The following is a 17,489-nucleotide window of genomic DNA, read 5'->3' on the forward strand; positions in this document are numbered from 1 at the left end:
CAGGCGCTCGCCGCCAGCACGATCACGCGCGCATCGATGCGGTATTCCTGCATGTCGGCTTTATCAACGTAGCTCACGCCGGTGGCTTTGCCGGAAGCGTCGGTAATGATTTCCCTCGCCATGGCGCCCACGTACAGATCCACGTTGCCGCTTTTCATGGCGGGTTTCACGAGTACGGTGGATGAGGAGAAGTCGGCATGAACGGTACATCCGCGGCTGCATTGCGAGCAGAAGAAACAGGCGCCACGGTCTTTGTTCACCGAGCGCGTCAGGATCGACAGCCGGGAGTGGATCACGGGGATGCCCAGTTTATCACCGGCCTGTTTCACCATCAGCTCGTGAAGGCGTGGTTTGGGAGGAGGGAGGAAGTAGCCGTCGGGTTCGTTGTAAATCCCTTCTTTCGAGCCGAAAACGCCGATCATTTTGTCGACTTTGTCGTACCAGGGTTTTACATCGTCGTAACCGATGGGCCAGTCGTCGCCATGCCCGTCTATACTATGATGTTTAAAATCGTTGGGTCCGAAACGGAGGGAGATGCGGCCCCAGTGGTTGGTTCTGCCGCCGACCATGCGGGAGCGGAACCAGTCGAACTGCGTGCCGTTTTTCTGGGTGTAGGGCTCGCCGTCGATTTCCCATCCGCCGTAGGCGGCGTCGAAATCGCCGAAGGGCCGGGTGGTGGAGGCGCCCCGGCGCGGCGACTCGTAAGGCCATTTTAATTGGGTTTGTTGTTCGGGATCGGCCGGGTCGTACTTGGGCCCTGCCTCGAGCAGCGCCACTTTCAGCCCTGCGTCAGACAGCACCTTGGCCGCCATTCCGCCGCCAGCGCCCGATCCGATGATGCACACATCGTACGCTTTCGCCTGTTTTTTAATCTCAAATGCCATTGTAAGTACGTGGATTTTTATGGTAAGATTTGACCTGAAAGATTTTAAATCTATAAATTAAATACGGAAAATGAAAGCTGTTTTTTTACTTTCGGCCTCTATTCTATGACAACAAAATCACCATATATCCTCGGCGTCGATATCGGAACGGGGAGTGCGAAGACGATCGCGGTGACACCCGCGGGGCAAATCCCCGCATCCCGCAAGCAATCCTATCCCACCCGGGAACCGGTTCCGGGGTACAGCGAGCAAGACCCTGAGACCGTGCTCGCCGCCATCATCAAAACCATCCGCGAAACCGTCGGGGAAATGGGATACCCGCCCGCCGCCATCGCGCTGAGTAGCGCCATGCACAGCCTGCTGGCCGTAGACGCCGACGGCGAGCCGCTTACGCCTGTTATGACCTGGGCCGACGGCCGCGCTGAAGACTACGCCGCCGCCCTGCGCCATACCAAAGAAGGCCGCGACATCCACCGCGCCACCGGCACGCCGGTCCACCCGATGTCGCCGCTTTGCAAAATCCAGTGGATCCGCGAACAGCAGCCCGAAATCTTCGACCAGGCCGCCTGCTTCGTGGGGATCAAGGATCTTTTCCTTTTCCGCTGTTTCCATGAATTCGTCACCGACTACAGCCTGGCTTCCTGCTCCGGCTTGTTCGATATCCGCACGCTCGACTGGTACGCCCCCGCGCTCAAAATCGCCGGTATCACCGACGAGCGCCTGCCCATCCCGGTGGAGACCACGCGGCTCCTTATCGGCATGGACCCCGCCATGGCACAAGCCATGGGCGTTCCGGAAGGCACGCTCATCATGGCCGGCAGCAGCGACGGCTGCCTGGCGCAGCTGGGCTCCGGCGCCGTGGAGCCAGGGCATGCCGCCCTCACCATCGGCACGAGCGGCGCCATCCGCGTGATGTCGCCCAAACCGGCCGACGACCCCGCCGGCAGGATATTCTCTTATGTGCTCACGCCCGAACATTACGTTTGCGGCGGCGCGATGAACAACGGCGGCGTTTCGCTGCAATGGTTCTCCAAAGCTTTCCTGCCCTGGTCCGACTACAACGATTTCCTGAAAACCGCTTTCACCGCACCTCCTGGCAGCGACGGGTTGCTTTGCCTGCCATACATGCTGGGCGAGCGCGCTCCCGTGTGGGACAGCCGCGCTTCCGGCGCGTTCGTGGGCATGCGCCAGCACCACAGCTCACCGCATTTCCAACGGGCACTGGTGGAAGGGATCTGCTTCAACCTGCTCAGCATCGGCGAAGCCCTCGAAAGCGTAACCGGCAAAATCAACGAAGTGACCGTGAGCGGAGGATTTACCGCGTCCCCGCTGTGGATACAATTAATGGCCGATATTTTCCGTAAACCCATGCTCCTGCACCAGGACGAAGACGCCTCCGCCCTGGGAGCCGCCATGCTGGCCTGGCACGCGCTGGAACAGGTAGACGCCTGGCAGTTCAATTCCGCCGCCGCGGCGCGTGTTTTTGAGCCGGACACGGAACATTCGGCTGTATACCAGCGCAATTACACCGCATTTTCTATGTTGTACGAACGACTGATGGATGTCAACGAAATCCTCAGGGAGAAATAAAAAGAAAGCCGCTTCCATCGAAGCGGCTTTCTTTTTGAAAGGCGATAAATGGCCAACTGGTGGAAGAAAAAACAGGCAGGGTGATGATATCTTGTCAAGAGGAAAGTAATACCGCGCGACGAGGCCGGGAAGAGGGCTGAAAGCCCGCGTGGTATTGATGTGGATGGGATAGGGAAGGTGGAGGTGAGGTGGACTTGATGCGGAGTTGACCCGGGTGAATATAGCATCAGTAACCGAGGATAATGACCAATCGGCAGTTGATTCCATCCCGGTTAGCGGAATGTAACCGGGATGAAGGAGCAAGTTATATGCACCGGCGGATCAGAATCCCCGGTCGAACATTTTTTCCAGGTCGTTGAGTTTGAATGAGATGAACGTGCCTCTGCCGCCCGGGGAAACGTTGGGCATCGAGCAGGCGAACAGTTCGTCGATAATATTTTGCATTTCGCGGGTGCTGAGCGGTTTGCCGGAAGGGATGGCGTTGTTGCGTGCCATGCTGCGAACGAGGCGCTCCCGGCGGTTGTGCTTCAGTTCGTGGCTGAAATGCTTGAATTGTTCGAGCAGTCCTTCGATACTGGCCTGTTCGTTTCCCGTTTGGATATCGGCGGGCGTTCCGCGGACCACGAAGGTATGCTGGCCGAAGGGCTCCAGGTCGTAACCGAGGGCTTGCAGGTCGGGGAGCATTTCGTGGACGATGATCGCGTCGGCAGGAAGCAGTTCCAGCGTTTGCGGGAAGAGGCTCTGCTGCGTGGCGATGGGTTTCTCGGCGAGGGCGCGCAGGTAGCGCTCGTACAGGATGCGCTCATGGGCCGACCGCTGATCTACCAGGATGAAGCCCGATTTGATCTGCGACAGGATGTACTGCTGATGCACCTGCACCGGCCCTTTCTGGTCATGCGCCGCTTCCTGCCAGCGCTCGTCGATCACCGAGGCGGTGGACACGGGCGGGAAGTCGGAATGGGAGGGAGGCGGCGGAAGCGGGAAGTCGTTTTCGCGCGCGGGAGGCGGCCCGTACAATTCTTTCCAGTGTTGCAGGTTGCTGTTGTTCGATTTATCGATGATATGCGCCTGGTTGGCGCTGGTAAAGGTTTTGTAGATGGAAGTGCCGGCCGACTGCGCTTTCTTCTCCTCCGTAAAAGGCTGCGTGAGCGCGTCGAGCTGCTGGATGCCGGGATCGAGGTCAAAATCGAGCGCGGGCGTTACGCTGAACTGCGCCAGCGCGTGTTTGATGGCCGACTGCACGAAGGCGTAGAGAATGCGCTCGTCGTCGAACTTGATTTCCTGCTTGGTGGGGTGGACGTTGATGTCGACATGCGCAGGGTCGAGGTCGATGAAGAGCACATACAGCGGGAAGCTGTCGGGCGGGATGGTTTCGGCGAAGGCGTTCATCACCGCGTGGTTAAGGTAGCTGGATTTGATGAACCGGTTGTTAACGAAGAAGAACTGGTCGCCGCGGGTTTTCTTGGCCGTTTCCGGTTTCCCCACAAACCCGTGGATGTTCATATAATCGGTGCTTTCCTTAACGGTGACGAGTTTGGAGTTGTAGTGCTGGCCGAGGATGGAGACGATCCTTTGCTTGAGTGAGCCCTTCTCGAAATGGAACATTTGCTGCCCGTTGCTGTTCAGCGAAAACTGGAGATGGGGGAAGGCCAGCGCTACGCGGATGAACTCATCCACGATGTGGCGCATCTCTGCGGCATTGCTTTTCAGGAAGTTACGGCGGGCGGGCACGTTGAAGAAGAGGTTCTTCATGGCGATGCTGGTTCCCACGGGCGCCTGGCAGGGTTCCTGGCGGCGGATAAGGGAGTTGTCGATTTCGATGAAAGTGCCCAGCTCATCGCTTGTACGGCGGGATTTGAGCTCCACCTGGCTGACGGCCGCGATGGAAGCGAGCGCTTCGCCCCGGAAGCCCATGGTCCGGATCTGGAAAAGATCGTCGATCGATTTTATTTTGGAGGTGGCATGCCGCTCGAAGCACATCCGTGCGTCGGTGTCGCTCATCCCGCTGCCGTTGTCGATCACCTGGACGAGCTCCTTGCCCGCGTCTCTTATAATGAGCTGGATTTCAGTAGCGCCAGCGTCCACCGCATTTTCAAGCAATTCCTTCACCGCCGATGCCGGCCGCTGGATGACTTCGCCCGCTGCTATCTGATTCGCAATATTGTCCGGTAATAAGTTGATGATATCCGCCACTTGCCTGCCTTTTGGCGTAAAGTTAGGAATAAAAAATATTGTTAAATACATGAAGGCGTACAATCCATACAGTTGCTGGTTTCGTACCTTTATGTTGCGTGAACGGAACGACGCATATCCAGATTAACAATTCATATACTTCAAACGTTCTGATAGTAATGCGCAAATTCAATCTGACGCCATGAAGACATGGACCTATCTTTTATTGGTCGCAGGCATGACATTGAGTCATTGCTCCTACTCGCAAAACGGGCCTAAAAAATCATCTATGGAAGAAAAAAAGAATCCGGTGTACTCCCGCTCGGATACTGGTAAAGTCAACCTGACAGACACAGAATGGAAGAAAATCCTGCCGAAAGACGTATACGACATCGCCCGCGACAAGGGTACGGAATGGGCGTTTACCGGTAAATACTGGGATAGCAAAGAAGCGGGGACCTATTACTGTGCTGCGTGTGGCAATCCTTTATTCGTGTCGGACACCAAGTTTGAAAGCGGCTGCGGGTGGCCGAGCTTTTACCAGCCGGTGAGCAAAACGAGCGTGATTTACACGCCCGACAATTCTCATGGGATGCAGCGTACCGAGGTGCAATGCGGCCGTTGTAAGGCGCACCTGGGGCACGTGTTCGACGACGGGCCGCCGCCGACCGGGCTTCGTTACTGCATCAATTCGGTGATCCTGGATTTCGAGAAAGCGAAGGACGCCGAGAAGAAGTTCAACGACAAAGAAAAGTAACCCCCATCCAAAGAACCTGACTGTATGCTGCCGGTGCAAACTCCTTTGCGCCGGCCTTTGGGATATGCAGCCGTTTCATCCCCCGGAAAAAATTCGGTAAATTGTGGAAAAACCTGCTATCCCTTTGAGAAAATTCCTACATATCGGTGCCTGGGTGGTTGGCATGGCGGTGGCCCTGCTGGTGATCCTCCTGCTGGTGGCGCCGACTAAAGTGCACATCGAGCAGTCGGTGTTGATTCATGCGCCGCCTGCCGCCGTTTGGGACCAAACCGCCAGATTCGACCGTTATAATCAATGGAATACGCTCCGCGAGATGGAGCCATCCGCCAAATTCAGGATAGACGGGGTAGATGGAACGGCCGGCGCCTCCACTACCTGGACCGGGAAAAAAATAGGCTACGGCCGCCTGCGCCACCTTTCGCTGACTCCCCACACCGAAATCCGCCAGCAATTAGAGTTTTTCGAGCCCCTCAACGCTGTTTCCGACATCTGTTTCAAATTCGCCGATTCGGCGGGCGGCACCCGCGTAACCTGGAGTATGGACGCGGAGTATCCCCGGCCCAAAAATATCGTGGGTATGTTTATGAAAGACAACCTGGAAACCGACTTCCGGAAGGGTTTGCTGCGCCTGAAGTCCGCTGCGGAGGCGTCCGTTTCGGCGGAGAAAAAATAGTATCATCTGATTGCTAATGAAATAGTGAACGTCCGGCGGGTTGCGTAGGGTGTGTATTGCGCGGATGAAACCGACAGGGCGGCATGGGCATACCGGCGTGCAGGCTGGGGGTAAATTAATTAAGGAAGGATCAGGAGCTGATACCGGCCATTTCGAAGGTATTGGGTTCGAACTCGATGATGTCGTAGACGGCGAGCTGGAACTTATCCATGGGATCTTCGGCCAGGATGGCTTCTACTTCCCGCCGGCTGGAAGCGCGGCAAACGATGATGGAGCCCGTGCGGGGCTTCCGGCGGCCGGTGAGGATAAAGCGCCCGTCGCGCACCTGCTTTTCGAGAAAGGCATTGTGTGCTTCGATATAGTGCTCTATGGCCGCCAGCGGGCGGATGTACTGTAAAAGGATCAGGTACATAAAGGTCAGATATGGTCTTTCAAAAAATGGTTAAAATCCTGAATATCTTCCAAAGGTATGTAAATTGTACAAAGTAATCGAGCCAGGGGCCCGCCGGGCAACAAAAATAGACGCATTAGCAAAAAAGCTTGTATTTTCGTTCCTAATTTTCAAATCCATTTTTCTTAACATCTCTTTCTTTATGAAACGATCGATCCAACAAGCGCTCCTGTTCCTGACAGGCGCCGCGGTTCTTCTGTTAGCCTCGTGCTCCAAAGCTCCTGAACAGGGCAAACACATTCCCAAGAATGCCGCGCTCGTTTTCGGATTCAAATCCAAACAAATCCAGGATAAGCTGGCGAAAGACGGCCTCACCATCGATAAGGTCTTCGAAACCCTCCAGCAGAACGATACTTCCAACAACTACGCGAAAGCACTCGCCGACGCTAAGAACTCCGGCATCGACCTCCAGGGCGACCTGTTCTTCGCCATGATCCCCGGCGAATCCGCAGGCAGCATGTACATGACCGTGATCGCAGACGTAGCCGATGCAGGCAAGCTCGAAGCTTTCATCAAGGAAAAATCCAAAAAGGAAGTGAAAGCCGGCAAAGACTTCAAATTTGTAGAAGACGATAACAACGTGGTAGGCTTCACCGGCAAAACGATGATCGCCGTGGCTTCCGTTGACCAGAGCCGCAGTTACTTCGATGCCGAAGACACGAGCAAACCCGCCACCGGTACCGCCCTCCTCGAAAAACTCTTCACCCTGAAAGCCGACGAGTCCGTTGCTTCCATTGCTTCTTTCAAAGATATCAGCAAGGAAAAAGGCGACATGCTCTTCTGGATGAGCAGCGAATCGCTGTATGGCATCAATGGCGGCAATACTTCCGGTATGGGCGCCCTCATGGCTTCCAACATGAAGAAAATCACCGAAGGCGCCTTCACCACCGCCTCCGCCAACTTCGAAACCGGTAAGATCGATGTGGACATGTATTCCTACGCAAGCAAGGAAATGATGGCCATCATCAAGAAATACCCGATGGAGAAAATCAACCTCGAAAACATCGAGAAATACCCTTCCGACAATATCTTCGGTTATGCCGCCGTTAACTGCGACCTCCGCGTTGTGGGCGAGCTGATCAAACTGATCGGTATGGACGGCCTCGTGAACATGGGCCTCGCTGAAGCCCGCTTCACGCTCGACGACCTGCTGACGGCTTTCAAAGGTGAAATCACCATGGTAGGCTCCGACTTTTCTACCGTTGCCGCGCCCACCGAATGGGACAGCACCCGTACCAAACCGCAGCTCAAATGGATCTTCAGCATGAAGGTTGGCGACAAAGCCGCTTTCGAAAAAGTGATGGCTTCCCCCATGCTGGCCCAGGCGCTCACCAAACAGGGCGATGAATACGTACCCAATATGCCCCTCGGCGACGAATTGTCCGTTTCCATCAACAGCAAACGCGTACTGGCCGGCTCCGACGCCGAACTGATCAAAGCTTATGACGCAGGCAGCGGCAAAGCCAAGCTGGAAGGCGACGCCCTGGACAATGCCAAAGGCAGCATCGGCGCGTTCTACCTGGATGTTGAAAAGATCATGGCCGCCATCCCCGCCAAGGAAATGGATGTTCCGGACAGCATCAGCAACGACATTAAAACCCTCGTGAAATCCATCTCCGCGAAATCCAACGAGATCAGCGGCGACAAATCCCATTCTTCTGCCGTGGTGCTGTTTAAGGATCAATCCAAAAACGCCCTCTCCCAGCTGTTCAACTTCACCAACAAAGTGTACAACTGGACGAACGCCAAGAAGAAAGCAGAAGCTGCCCAGTGGGGCGAATACAACGCTGAAGAAGCGCAAACCGCTACGGATTCCGTGGAAGCAGACGCCGCCATCGCCGCACCTGCCGCAGAATAATCCGCAGATAGCCTTTCAAATATTTCAGGAAGCCGCCTTTTTCACAAGAGGCGGCTTTCTTTTTTTACCTATATTTAAACCTAACATCCGTTTTACAACATGCAGATCGAGCTTTCTGCCGTGGTCCCGGTTCCCCTGCGCGACAGGATCCGGCAGCGGCCTTCGGACATCTGGGACCGGGAGGTTGCTTTCCAACCCCGCCAATTCGTCAAGATCAAGGCCCCTTCAGGAACGGGCAAAACCACGCTCGTTCATTATCTCTACAACATCCGCTACGATTATACCGGCACTATTAAGGCCGACGGCAAGCCCTGGGCACAATATTCCCCCGACCAGCTCGCGGCCATCCGCCAGCAAACCATCTCGGTCGTGTTCCAGGACCTCCGCCTTTTCGACCAGCTGACGGCCGAAGAAAATATTGAACTGAAGCGCGTGATGATCCCGCAACCCATTTATTCCGCCGAAAAAATCCGTGAATTCGCGGAAGTACTCGGCGTAACGCATGTGCTGCAGCAAAGCGCCGCCACGCTGTCGTACGGCGAGCGCCAGCGCATCGCCATCATCCGCTCCCTCATGCAGCCGTTCCAGTGGCTGATGATGGACGAGCCCTTCAGCCACCTCGACGAAGCCAACACCGCCAAAGCGGCCCGGCTGATCGAACAGGAGTGCCGCGCGCGCAATGCCGGCTTCATCCTCACCGATCTCGACCACGACCAGCATTTTCCTTACGACGTAACTTACCAGCTATAGCATGCAATTCAACCGGATTCTAAAGAAAATCATCCGCACCGGCGTAGGCAAAAGCCGCTACTGGATGGCCATAATCGGCCTCGGCGTGGCCATGCTGCTGATCCTGGTGGCGGTACAGGTGCATACCGATTTCAACGAACTGCTGCACGGCAGCCGCAACGAAAATGAAAGAGCCGACTATCTCGTGGTGAACAAAAAGATCACCAACGATATGATGGGCAAGCCAGGGCAAACGGTTTTTACCCCGGAAGAACAGAAGGATTTCGCCGCGCAGCCGTTTGTGGAAGCATTCGGGCCCATTACCGCCGCGCAGTTCAATGTACAGCTGCAGGCCGACCAGCTCGGTTTTTCGACGCTGGCGTTCTTCGAAGCCGTGCCGGATACGTTTCTGGATGTAAAATCTGAAGAGTGGAAGTGGAAAGCCGGCGACCAGTTGCTGCCCATCGTGGTGCCCCGCGATTTCGTGAACATGTTCAACTTCGGGTTCGCGCTGGGGAATGGTATCCCGCAGTTTTCCGAAACTTCTATCCAGAACCTGACGCCGGAAGTGGTGATCACGCAGGGCATGCAACAGGCGAAATTTTTAGGCAAGATCGCGGGATTCTCAGACAGGATTTCCACGGTGCTGGTGCCGCAATCATTTATGGATTGGGCCAATGCAAAATTTGGTTCGGGGGAAGTGAAACTGCCGTCGCGGGTGGTGATACGGGTGAAAGACCCGAGCAGCCTGGAACTGAAAGATTACCTGGAAAAGCATGGTTATTCGACCGATGCGGAGAAAACCAAATACAACAAGATCCGCGGCATCGTGCAAACGATCGTGAGCGTGGTGGGATTTTTCGGACTGGTGCTGCTGATGTTTGCCCTGCTGGTGTTCAGCATGTTTATCCAGCTGGTGATATCATCGTGCAGGAAAGAGATACGGCTGCTGGTGACGCTGGGTGCTTCGCCTCGGCGGCTGCAGCGTTACCTGCTGGGGCAGCTGGTGCCCGTGTACTTCGTGACGGGCGTGATCGCGCTGATCGTGGTGGCGGCGGCGCAGTTCTGGGCCAGCGGTGTACTGGAAAAGCACGGCATGTATGTGGCGCCCTGGCCGGGCGTACTCACATTCGCGGCCACGCTGGGCATCCTGGCGCTGGTGTATTTCGTGAACTGGACCACGGTGCGGAAAGAGATCCAGGCGCATACCTGATATGATGAAAGACGGCTTGATTTTTAAAAATGGAACCACTAACTTGTCTGTTCAAAATCAATCGGCCATGTCATCAAACAAATTCGTGCACGTTGTAAATTTTTATCTGAAACCCGGTCTGAGCGCAGCGGAAATCAGGAAATTTGAAGAAGGCGTGAGCACGCTTGAGAAAATCGAAACCCTGGTCATGTTCAACGTCGGCAAACCCGCCGATACCGACCGCCCGGTGATCGACAAGAGCTACAGCTACTGTCTGCTCACCGTCTTCAACGACGAAGCGGGGCACGACATTTACCAGGAGCATCCCGTACACCTGGCGTTCATCGAGAACTGCAACGCGCTTTGGGATAAAGTTGTCATCTTCGACTCCGTAACTATTCCACAATAAAAACCCGCAACGGAAAGGGAGCCTCATGGCTCCCTTTTTTCCTCTTCCTCAAAATCGAAAGTAATAGTATTCGCTTTATGATCGACCAAACTATGGTGCGGCAGCACGAAAGTAGCTTTGGCCTTTTCCGACTTCAAGACATACCAGGCCGCTAGCCCCATGATCCCCCAGCTGTAAAAGATGCGTATCAGATCCCTGTCGGTAAGGATTTCCGAATAATCGGCCCACATCAGGGACAGCAAGATCACGATCACGCCCAGGCCCTCCACGGCGATAAACATACCGGTCAGCACCCGCGGGAATATATCGCGTTTACGGTAATACAAAACGATACAAAAGACAGTCCCGGCAAAAGAAAGGGTCTGCAGCACAACCATAAAGAACAACATGGCGTAAAGTGGAATGGCCAGTCCTGGTACGGATTCGGTGGTGGTTTTTATCTGCTCCCAGTAATTATCGCCCCAGATCTCCGATTTAATGAGCTCGCTCAGGCTGCCGATCAACCGCATAAACAGGAAAATGCCTACCAGCACCGTGCCGCCGGAAAACAATTGGGGGTATGGCGTCGGGTAAACCGGTGCCAGGGATTTGCGGTATATAAACAACGCGGCTGCCACCCATCCTGCCATTGCGAGCAGGAGCAGGAGCGAGGAAAGGTATTCTACTTCAGAGGCCTGGGATGGTTCCATGAAAAACAATTGAGAATTACGGTACGGGATATTCTTCAATGATCAGGCTATGATGCGGAACGGTGAAGGTTTCGCGGGAGCGATCGGAGAAGTTGATGTAATATAAAAAAATGGACGCTAAAATCCCTACCAGCCCAAATCCCAGCACAAACAGCGGCTCCATTTTGCTGTTGATCAGCAAATGGGCTACCGCCGTGTCGGTCAGGTGTATGATGGCCGAGCCGATGAAAAGCCAGGAAGCCGCTTTGGGGAAGATGTCGCGTTGTTTGAAGAAAAGGTATGTCACGAAAATCGTCGCTACGAAGTTAATCCCGTAGTTAAAAATTTCGATGTAAATAAGGGTGACGCCGGCGCGGAGGGTGCCATGCATACCGTAATTGTAATTCACCTGCTCCCAGAAATTATCCAGCCAGAATTCGCCGGTAAAGAACTGGATCGTTATCCAGATGACGCGGACGATCAGCACGATGGCCACCAGGATCAGGCCTCCGCCGATGGGCCGTGGATCGGGGTCAGCTACGCCGGTGATGATGGAAGATTTGTTGATCGCGCTGGCGCAAATGATGCTGAGTACCACGGCGATAAGGAACACGAAGATGAGTCCGGGGGTGCTGCCCATAACGGCGCAGAAAATGGTAGGGAACATAGGATACAGGGTATGATTTTCGGTTTATAAGCCGAAAGATACCCTGTATCTATAACATTTTCCGTTGATTTTTGGTGGATTACTCGACGGTCAGCGCGTAAACGGCGAAGGTCGCCAGCCAGTGCTCGCCGGCGTAATCGCCGCTGGCTACGTGCGGCAGCGCGGCGCGCAGGTGCCGGGAGGCGAGCTCGCGGATGGCGGGCGCGCGGTCGCCGGCGTGGCGGGCAATGCCATACAGGCGCCAGGCGCGGGACAGATTGAGGCCGTCGAGGTGTACGAGTTTACCATCGGTACGGTCGTTCACCGTGGCGATATGGAACAGCGGCTCCTGTTTGAAAAGCCCTGGCAGGAAGCGCTTCAGCCAAACTTTGTATTCCGCTCCGGGGAGGATGCGCCACATGAGGTCGGCTTCTTCGAGGCAGGGCGAAAGGAAGTCGTAGCCGCCGGGTTCCCAGCTGGCGGGGCAGTCGCGGTCGTTGGCGTAGAACCGCATGGCCGCGCCGCGGATGGAAGACTGCAGGGCCGTGTCTTTGGCGGTGGCAGCGTAGTCCCAGGCGAGGCGGAGGCCGAAAGCGAGGTTGGTATGCTCGCCTACGCGGATGGGATAGGCGATCTTTTTGAGGAAATCGCGCCAGGAGTTGCTGAAATACCGGGCCATGGGCGCGATATTGCGGGAAAGCTCCCGGGCAAAGGGATCGTTCCAGGTCAGCAGCTCGTTCTGCAGTTGGAGCAGCCAGCTCCACCCGTAAATTCTCTCGAAACCTTTGTTTTCCTTATTGGCGAAAAGCAACAGCTCTTTGCGGATATTGTCGGCCGTGAGGTTCTGCGACAGCTTCTCCCGGATCAGCGCGGCATCCGGCAGGTTGGGATACGTTTTCAGCAGGCGCACCAGCATCCAATGGCCATGCACGCTGCTATGCCAGTCGAAGCACCCGTAAAACGCGGGATGATACTCGATCGGTTTCTGAACGAGGCCCGAATCTGAGAAAACGATGCCCGTTTTGTAAGGGAACTCATGCTGCATGCATTTCAGCGGGAGGCCCGAAAGATGCACAGCCCCGGCCTGCGTGAGGCGGAGGATGCCGTTTTGTTCGTCGTAAAATTTCGTCTGTGCGTTAACGGTGGTAAAAGCCAGGAGTCCGGCCAGCAGGAAAGTCGCTCTCATCATAGGTTACCGGTTCAGAATTAGTTTGATGTAAAAAGATGGTTTGGTTAGTTTTTTACGGAGATCCACTTCGTAGAACATGCTGGAAATGACGTCGCGGAGTTGTTTGTTGCGGGTGCCGGCTTTCATGAGCAGGTTGAAGAGGCGCGGATAACGGACGAGCTTTTGCAGCTTCGTGCTGAGCCGCAGCTCGGCCCCGAGGACGCGCTGGATAGAAGCGTCGTAAGCCAGTAATTTCTCCGCCGAAAAATCCCCGGACTGCAAACATTCCGCGGCTTGCTTCGCCGCGATCCCGCCACTGTAAATGGCGTTGCCGATGCCTTCGCCGGTAAAGGGATCGATGAGGAAAGCCGCATCGCCCACCAGCATCCAGCGCTCGCCGGAAAGGCGGCGGGAGCGGGAGCCCAGCGGCAGGCCGTACCCTTCTACGGGGCTCACGGGCCTGGCCGACCGGAACCTTTCCGAGAAAACCGGGTCAGATGCGAGGGTTTCGTGCAGGAGGGTTTTGAGGTTCACCTTGCGGCGGCGCATCGTGTCGGACGGCATATCGATCCCGACGTTGGCTTCTCCGTTGGGCAGCGGGAAAATCCAGAGGTACCCCGGCAGGAGGTTCTTCAGGAAATGCAGCTCGATGTAACTGTGATCGTGCATACCCGTCACCCCGGTATAATAAGCCCTTACGCCCGCGGCGTAATGCTTCGGCTCCATGCGGATGCCGGCCACGTCTTTCGTAAATGCGGAATGCGCGCCGTTCGCCACGATGATCATTTGGGCGGAGATGCGCAAGGTGCCTTTCGCGTCGGAAAGCTCGTAGCCGCCCGCCGTTTGCGTGTAATTATCGATGGACTTGCCTTCTATCAGCTGCACATGTTGGCATTGCTTCAGCTCATCGACGAGGAAATTATCAAAATGAATCCGCTTGCAGACGAAGCCGATGGGCGCATCGGCGGCGGGATTGTAATTCGGTTTGTAGGGAACGTCCATCCCGGTACGGCCGGGCGCCACGAACGTTACGCCCCAGCTGTTCTCCTTTTCGGCAAACGCCTGCAGCCGCTGCCCGATGGCGGGGTCGATGCGGTTGAGCCCGGCAATGACTTTACCGCTCAGCCCGTCGCCGCAAACCTTGTCGCGGGGGAAAACGGCCTTGTCGACCACCACGCAGGGGATTCCCAGCCGGTCGAGCTGAAGCGCTGCGGCCGCGCCGCCGGGGCCAGCTCCGATAATACATACATCCGTGATTATCATAACCGGCAAGATACATATTCTGCCGCCGCCCCGGAAAATTTATCTTTGCGGCAAACCTGATCTTATGTTTGGAGATTTGTTCGGAAAGCTGCAGGAAGCGCAGCAGAAAATGCAGGAAAGCAAAGAGCGCCTGCGGCACATCCTGGTCGACGGTGAAGCCGGCGACGGAACCGTAAAAGTGGTGGTAACAGGCGGCCGCGAAGTGCGGAGCGTGGAGATCGACCCGGTTTTGCTGGTGGCCGACCGCAAGGAGGAACTGGAAGACCTGCTCATCACGGCGCTGAACCGCGCACTGAAACAGGCCGAGGAAACCTGGGAAGCGGAAATGAAAGGCATGGCCGGCGGAATGCTCGGCGGCATGGGCCTTCCCGGGATGTAAGGATAAAAAAAGAACCGGGCTGTAATGGCCCGGTTCCGTTATCCTTATTGCGTTATTCTACAATTCATCAGTTAACCTCTTCAGCTTTCAGCATCTTCTGGAACTTCTTCCGCTCTTCTTCGTCAAGGATGGTTTTGCGCATACGGATGTGGTTCGGAGTTACCTCGATGCATTCGTCCTGCTGAATGTACTCCATACATTCTTCCAATGTCATGAGAATCTTGGGTGCGATATTGGTAGCCGCGTCGCTTCCGCTCGCGCGCATGTTCGTCAGTTTCTTGCCTTCGTTGGGGTTTACCACGAGATCGCCGGGTTTGTTGGTTTCGCCGATGATCATGCCACGGTAAACTTCTTCTCCCGGATCCACGAAGAAGGAACCACGGTCCTGCAGTTTATCGAGGGAGTAACCGGTGGTGGTACCTGCTTCTTTGGCAACGAGAACACCATTGCTGCGGCCGGGGATGGGGCCTTTCCAGGGTTTGTAATCGTTGAAGCGGTGAGCCATTACAGCTTCGCCGGCGGTGTTGGTCAGCATCTGGGTACGCAGGCCGATGAGGCCGCGGGAAGGAATTTCGAATTCCAGGTGCTGCATTTCACCTTTGGTTTCCATGATGAGCATTTCACCTTTGCGGCGGGTCACCAGGTCGATCACTTTGGAAGCGAATTCCTGGGGAACGTCTACCACGAGGGTTTCATAAGGCTCGCATTTCTTGCCGTCGATGTGCTTGAGGATTACCTGGGGCTGGCCTACGGTCAGCTCGTAACCTTCGCGGCGCATGGTTTCCACGAGAACGCCGAGGTGGAGGATACCGCGGCCGTACACCAGGAAGGAGTCGGCGGAATCGGTGTCTACTACACGGAGGGCGAGGTTTTTCTCGGTTTCTTTGACGAGGCGGTCGCGCAGGTGACGGGAGGTCACAAACTTACCGTCTTTACCGAAGAAAGGCGAGTTGTTGATGGAGAACAGCATGTTCATGGTGGGCTCGTCTACGCTGATAACGGGCAGGGCTTCGGGATTTTCGAAGTCAGCGATGGTGTCGCCGATACCGAAGTCTTCGAGGCCTACCACGGCGCAGATATCGCCGGGATACACTTCTGTTACTTTCTTTTTGCCGAGGGATTCGAAGATGTACAGCTCGCGAACGCGGGATTTTTTAATCGAACCGTCTACCTGCACCAGCGAAATGGGCATGTTTTCGTAGATTTTACCGCGGGTCACTTTACCTACGGCGATACGGCCGAGGAAGGTACTATAGTCGAGAGAGGTGATTTGAAGCTGAAGGGAACCTTCTGCGATCTTGGGTTCCGGAACGTGTGTCAGGATACCATCGAGCAGGGGGATAATGTCTTCACGGGGAGTCAGCGAATCGTTGAACCAGCCATTCTTGCCGGAACCGTAATAGGTCGGGAAGTTCAGCTGTTCTTCGGTTGCGTCCAGGTTAAAGAAAAGTTCAAAAACGGCGTCATGTACTTCGTCAGGGCGGCAGTTCGGTTTGTCCACCTTGTTAATTACAACGATCGGTTTCAGGTTGAGCTGCAATGCTTTCTGCAGTACGAAGCGGGTCTGCGGCATGGGGCCTTCGAAGGCATCCACCAGCAGGATCACACCGTCCGCCATTTTCAATACGCGCTCTACCTCACCACCGAAGTCGGCGTGGCCCGGGGTATCGATAACGTTGATCTTCACTCCTTTATATTCAACAGATACGTTTTTGGACAAGATGGTAATACCGCGTTCCCTTTCCAGATCATTATTATCCATGATCAGGTCTCCCGTTTCCTGGTTGGCCCGGAAGACGTTCGTAGAATGTAAGATTTTGTCTACCAGGGTCGTTTTGCCGTGGTCTACGTGCGCGATGATAGCGATGTTTCTGATTTGCATGACAATGAGTAATTTAGCCGTTTCCGAACCCCTACCCGGTATCATGTTTTAACCGGAGAAACCCGAAAGAAGGCGCAAAGGTACGAATAATCATGCGAATTTGGTGCCACCCTGTCATAAATAACCCGGAAATAACAGATTCCGGACATTTGTCCAAGTGGCTGCAAGCGAAGGAAATATGAATGGTTGATTTACTGTATGAATGTCGTCAGTTTGGTGCGGAACGTATGCCCAGCGCGGCCTCTAGCTGACGGAACGACTGCTGATTGGCAGGGTTGTCCAGCGCCCGCGCGATGTCCAGCTTCTCCCTGGGCGTCAGGTGCCAGCTCAGGGCCGCCGCCTTATCCGCCTGCTGCGGAACATACTGGAAAATCAGCCTCGTGAACTTCCCCGGGAAATTCCCTTCCATATAATTAATGAGATGGTCCTGGTCGAAATCCTGCATGCTAGTCCAGTGGCGCTGCATGGAAAATAAGGGCTCGAAAAGCAAATCGCCCAGGTCTTTCTTCTGTTTGATGGGTGACACATCGTTTTTCCGCGAATCGCGCAGCTGGATGAAAATCACCCCGCCCGTATTTTCATTGATCCACTCCCGGAAATTATACAGGAAGCGCAAACTCGTTTCCTGACCGAAGTTATCGCTGATGCCCGCATCCATCACATCCACGATAGGGTTGCTGGGCAGGAAAACATTCGGCAACACGTACGGGAAAGTGGCGCTCATGCGGATGGCGCTCGTGACCCGCAGTTCCTGCGCGTCCTGGTTGG

17 protein-coding genes are annotated in these 17,489 nt (G+C 55.2%); 8 read left to right on the plus strand and 9 right to left on the minus strand.

The features are described from left to right. The coding region (locus Q0510_RS11865) for a GMC family oxidoreductase (RefSeq protein WP_298711667.1) at positions 1-884 on the minus strand (884 nt) is incomplete at its 3' end. Positions 885-989: 105 nt separating this feature from the next. Here Q0510_RS11865 and Q0510_RS11870 point away from each other — a divergent pair. Beyond that, entirely contained in the window at positions 990-2,474 is a 1,485-nt protein-coding gene (locus Q0510_RS11870; protein ID WP_298711670.1) for a gluconokinase, read from the plus strand. Between the two features lie 321 nt (positions 2,475-2,795). On the opposite strand, the gene mutL is transcribed toward Q0510_RS11870, so the two are convergent. After that, positions 2,796-4,667: a DNA mismatch repair endonuclease MutL gene (gene mutL / locus Q0510_RS11875; protein ID WP_298711673.1), complete on the minus strand. Its 1,872-nt coding sequence runs from the start codon at positions 4,665-4,667 to the stop codon at positions 2,796-2,798. A 268-nt stretch (positions 4,668-4,935) separates the two neighbouring features. Between mutL and msrB the strand changes: the two genes are divergently transcribed. Beyond that, positions 4,936-5,403, plus strand: a complete 468-nt coding sequence (msrB, locus tag Q0510_RS11880) for a peptide-methionine (R)-S-oxide reductase MsrB (protein WP_298711676.1) — start codon at positions 4,936-4,938, stop codon at positions 5,401-5,403. A gap of 124 nt (positions 5,404-5,527) precedes the next feature. After that, the gene (locus Q0510_RS11885) at positions 5,528-6,076 is read left to right on the plus strand and encodes an SRPBCC family protein (protein WP_298711679.1); all 549 of its coding nucleotides are present in this window, start codon (positions 5,528-5,530) and stop codon (positions 6,074-6,076) included. 130 nt (positions 6,077-6,206) lie between these two features. On the opposite strand, the gene Q0510_RS11890 is transcribed toward Q0510_RS11885, so the two are convergent. Next, complete coding sequence (locus tag Q0510_RS11890; RefSeq protein WP_298711682.1) at positions 6,207-6,488, minus strand: YciI family protein; 282 nt, start codon at positions 6,486-6,488, stop codon at positions 6,207-6,209. A gap of 181 nt (positions 6,489-6,669) precedes the next feature. Here Q0510_RS11890 and Q0510_RS11895 point away from each other — a divergent pair, with 181 nt between their 5' ends. The 4 genes from Q0510_RS11895 (at position 6,670) to Q0510_RS11910 (ending at position 10,715) form a co-directional block, all read left to right on the plus strand. Next, positions 6,670-8,385: a DUF4836 family protein gene (locus Q0510_RS11895; RefSeq protein ID WP_298711685.1), complete on the plus strand. Its 1,716-nt coding sequence runs from the start codon at positions 6,670-6,672 to the stop codon at positions 8,383-8,385. A gap of 99 nt (positions 8,386-8,484) precedes the next feature. Further along, a complete protein-coding gene (locus Q0510_RS11900) occupies positions 8,485-9,135 on the plus strand; it encodes an ATP-binding cassette domain-containing protein (protein ID WP_298711688.1) in 651 nt (216 codons plus the stop codon). 1 nt (position 9,136) lies between these two features. After that, complete coding sequence (locus Q0510_RS11905) at positions 9,137-10,327, plus strand: ABC transporter permease (RefSeq protein ID WP_298711691.1); 1,191 nt, start codon at positions 9,137-9,139, stop codon at positions 10,325-10,327. 67 nt (positions 10,328-10,394) lie between these two features. Then, entirely contained in the window at positions 10,395-10,715 is a 321-nt protein-coding gene (locus Q0510_RS11910; protein WP_298711693.1) for a Dabb family protein, read from the plus strand. Between the two features lie 23 nt (positions 10,716-10,738). Here Q0510_RS11910 and Q0510_RS11915 read toward each other — a convergent pair whose 3' ends face one another. The 4 genes from Q0510_RS11915 to Q0510_RS11930 all read right to left on the minus strand — a co-directional run bounded on the left by Q0510_RS11915 (position 10,739) and on the right by Q0510_RS11930 (position 14,460). Then, entirely contained in the window at positions 10,739-11,404 is a 666-nt protein-coding gene (locus tag Q0510_RS11915) for a DUF2569 family protein (RefSeq protein ID WP_298711695.1), read from the minus strand. A 16-nt stretch (positions 11,405-11,420) separates the two neighbouring features. After that, complete coding sequence (locus Q0510_RS11920) at positions 11,421-12,050, minus strand: DUF2569 family protein (protein ID WP_298711698.1); 630 nt, start codon at positions 12,048-12,050, stop codon at positions 11,421-11,423. A 79-nt stretch (positions 12,051-12,129) separates the two neighbouring features. After that, on the minus strand, positions 12,130-13,218 hold the full coding sequence (locus tag Q0510_RS11925; RefSeq protein ID WP_298711702.1) for a DUF2891 domain-containing protein: 1,089 nt from the start codon (positions 13,216-13,218) through the stop codon (positions 12,130-12,132). Positions 13,219-13,221: 3 nt separating this feature from the next. Next, positions 13,222-14,460, minus strand: coding sequence for an NAD(P)/FAD-dependent oxidoreductase (locus Q0510_RS11930; RefSeq protein WP_298711705.1), 1,239 nt, complete (start codon positions 14,458-14,460; stop codon positions 13,222-13,224). Between the two features lie 64 nt (positions 14,461-14,524). Between Q0510_RS11930 and Q0510_RS11935 the strand changes: the two genes are divergently transcribed. Beyond that, complete coding sequence (locus tag Q0510_RS11935; RefSeq protein WP_298711707.1) at positions 14,525-14,839, plus strand: YbaB/EbfC family nucleoid-associated protein; 315 nt, start codon at positions 14,525-14,527, stop codon at positions 14,837-14,839. Positions 14,840-14,906: 67 nt separating this feature from the next. Here the strand turns inward: Q0510_RS11935 and typA are convergent, their stop codons facing one another. Both typA and Q0510_RS11945 read right to left on the minus strand, forming a co-directional pair. Next, positions 14,907-16,721 carry a translational GTPase TypA gene (gene typA / locus Q0510_RS11940; RefSeq protein WP_298711708.1) on the minus strand — a complete coding sequence of 605 codons (1,815 nt, stop codon included), beginning with the start codon at positions 16,719-16,721 and terminating at the stop codon, positions 14,907-14,909. A 208-nt stretch (positions 16,722-16,929) separates the two neighbouring features. Further along, positions 16,930-17,489 (minus strand): hypothetical protein (locus Q0510_RS11945; protein WP_298711711.1); only part of this gene is annotated, 560 nt, incomplete at its 5' end.

Origin of the sequence: uncultured Chitinophaga sp. (assembly GCF_937874145.1) — a bacterium.
Taxonomy (GTDB): domain Bacteria; phylum Bacteroidota; class Bacteroidia; order Chitinophagales; family Chitinophagaceae; genus Chitinophaga.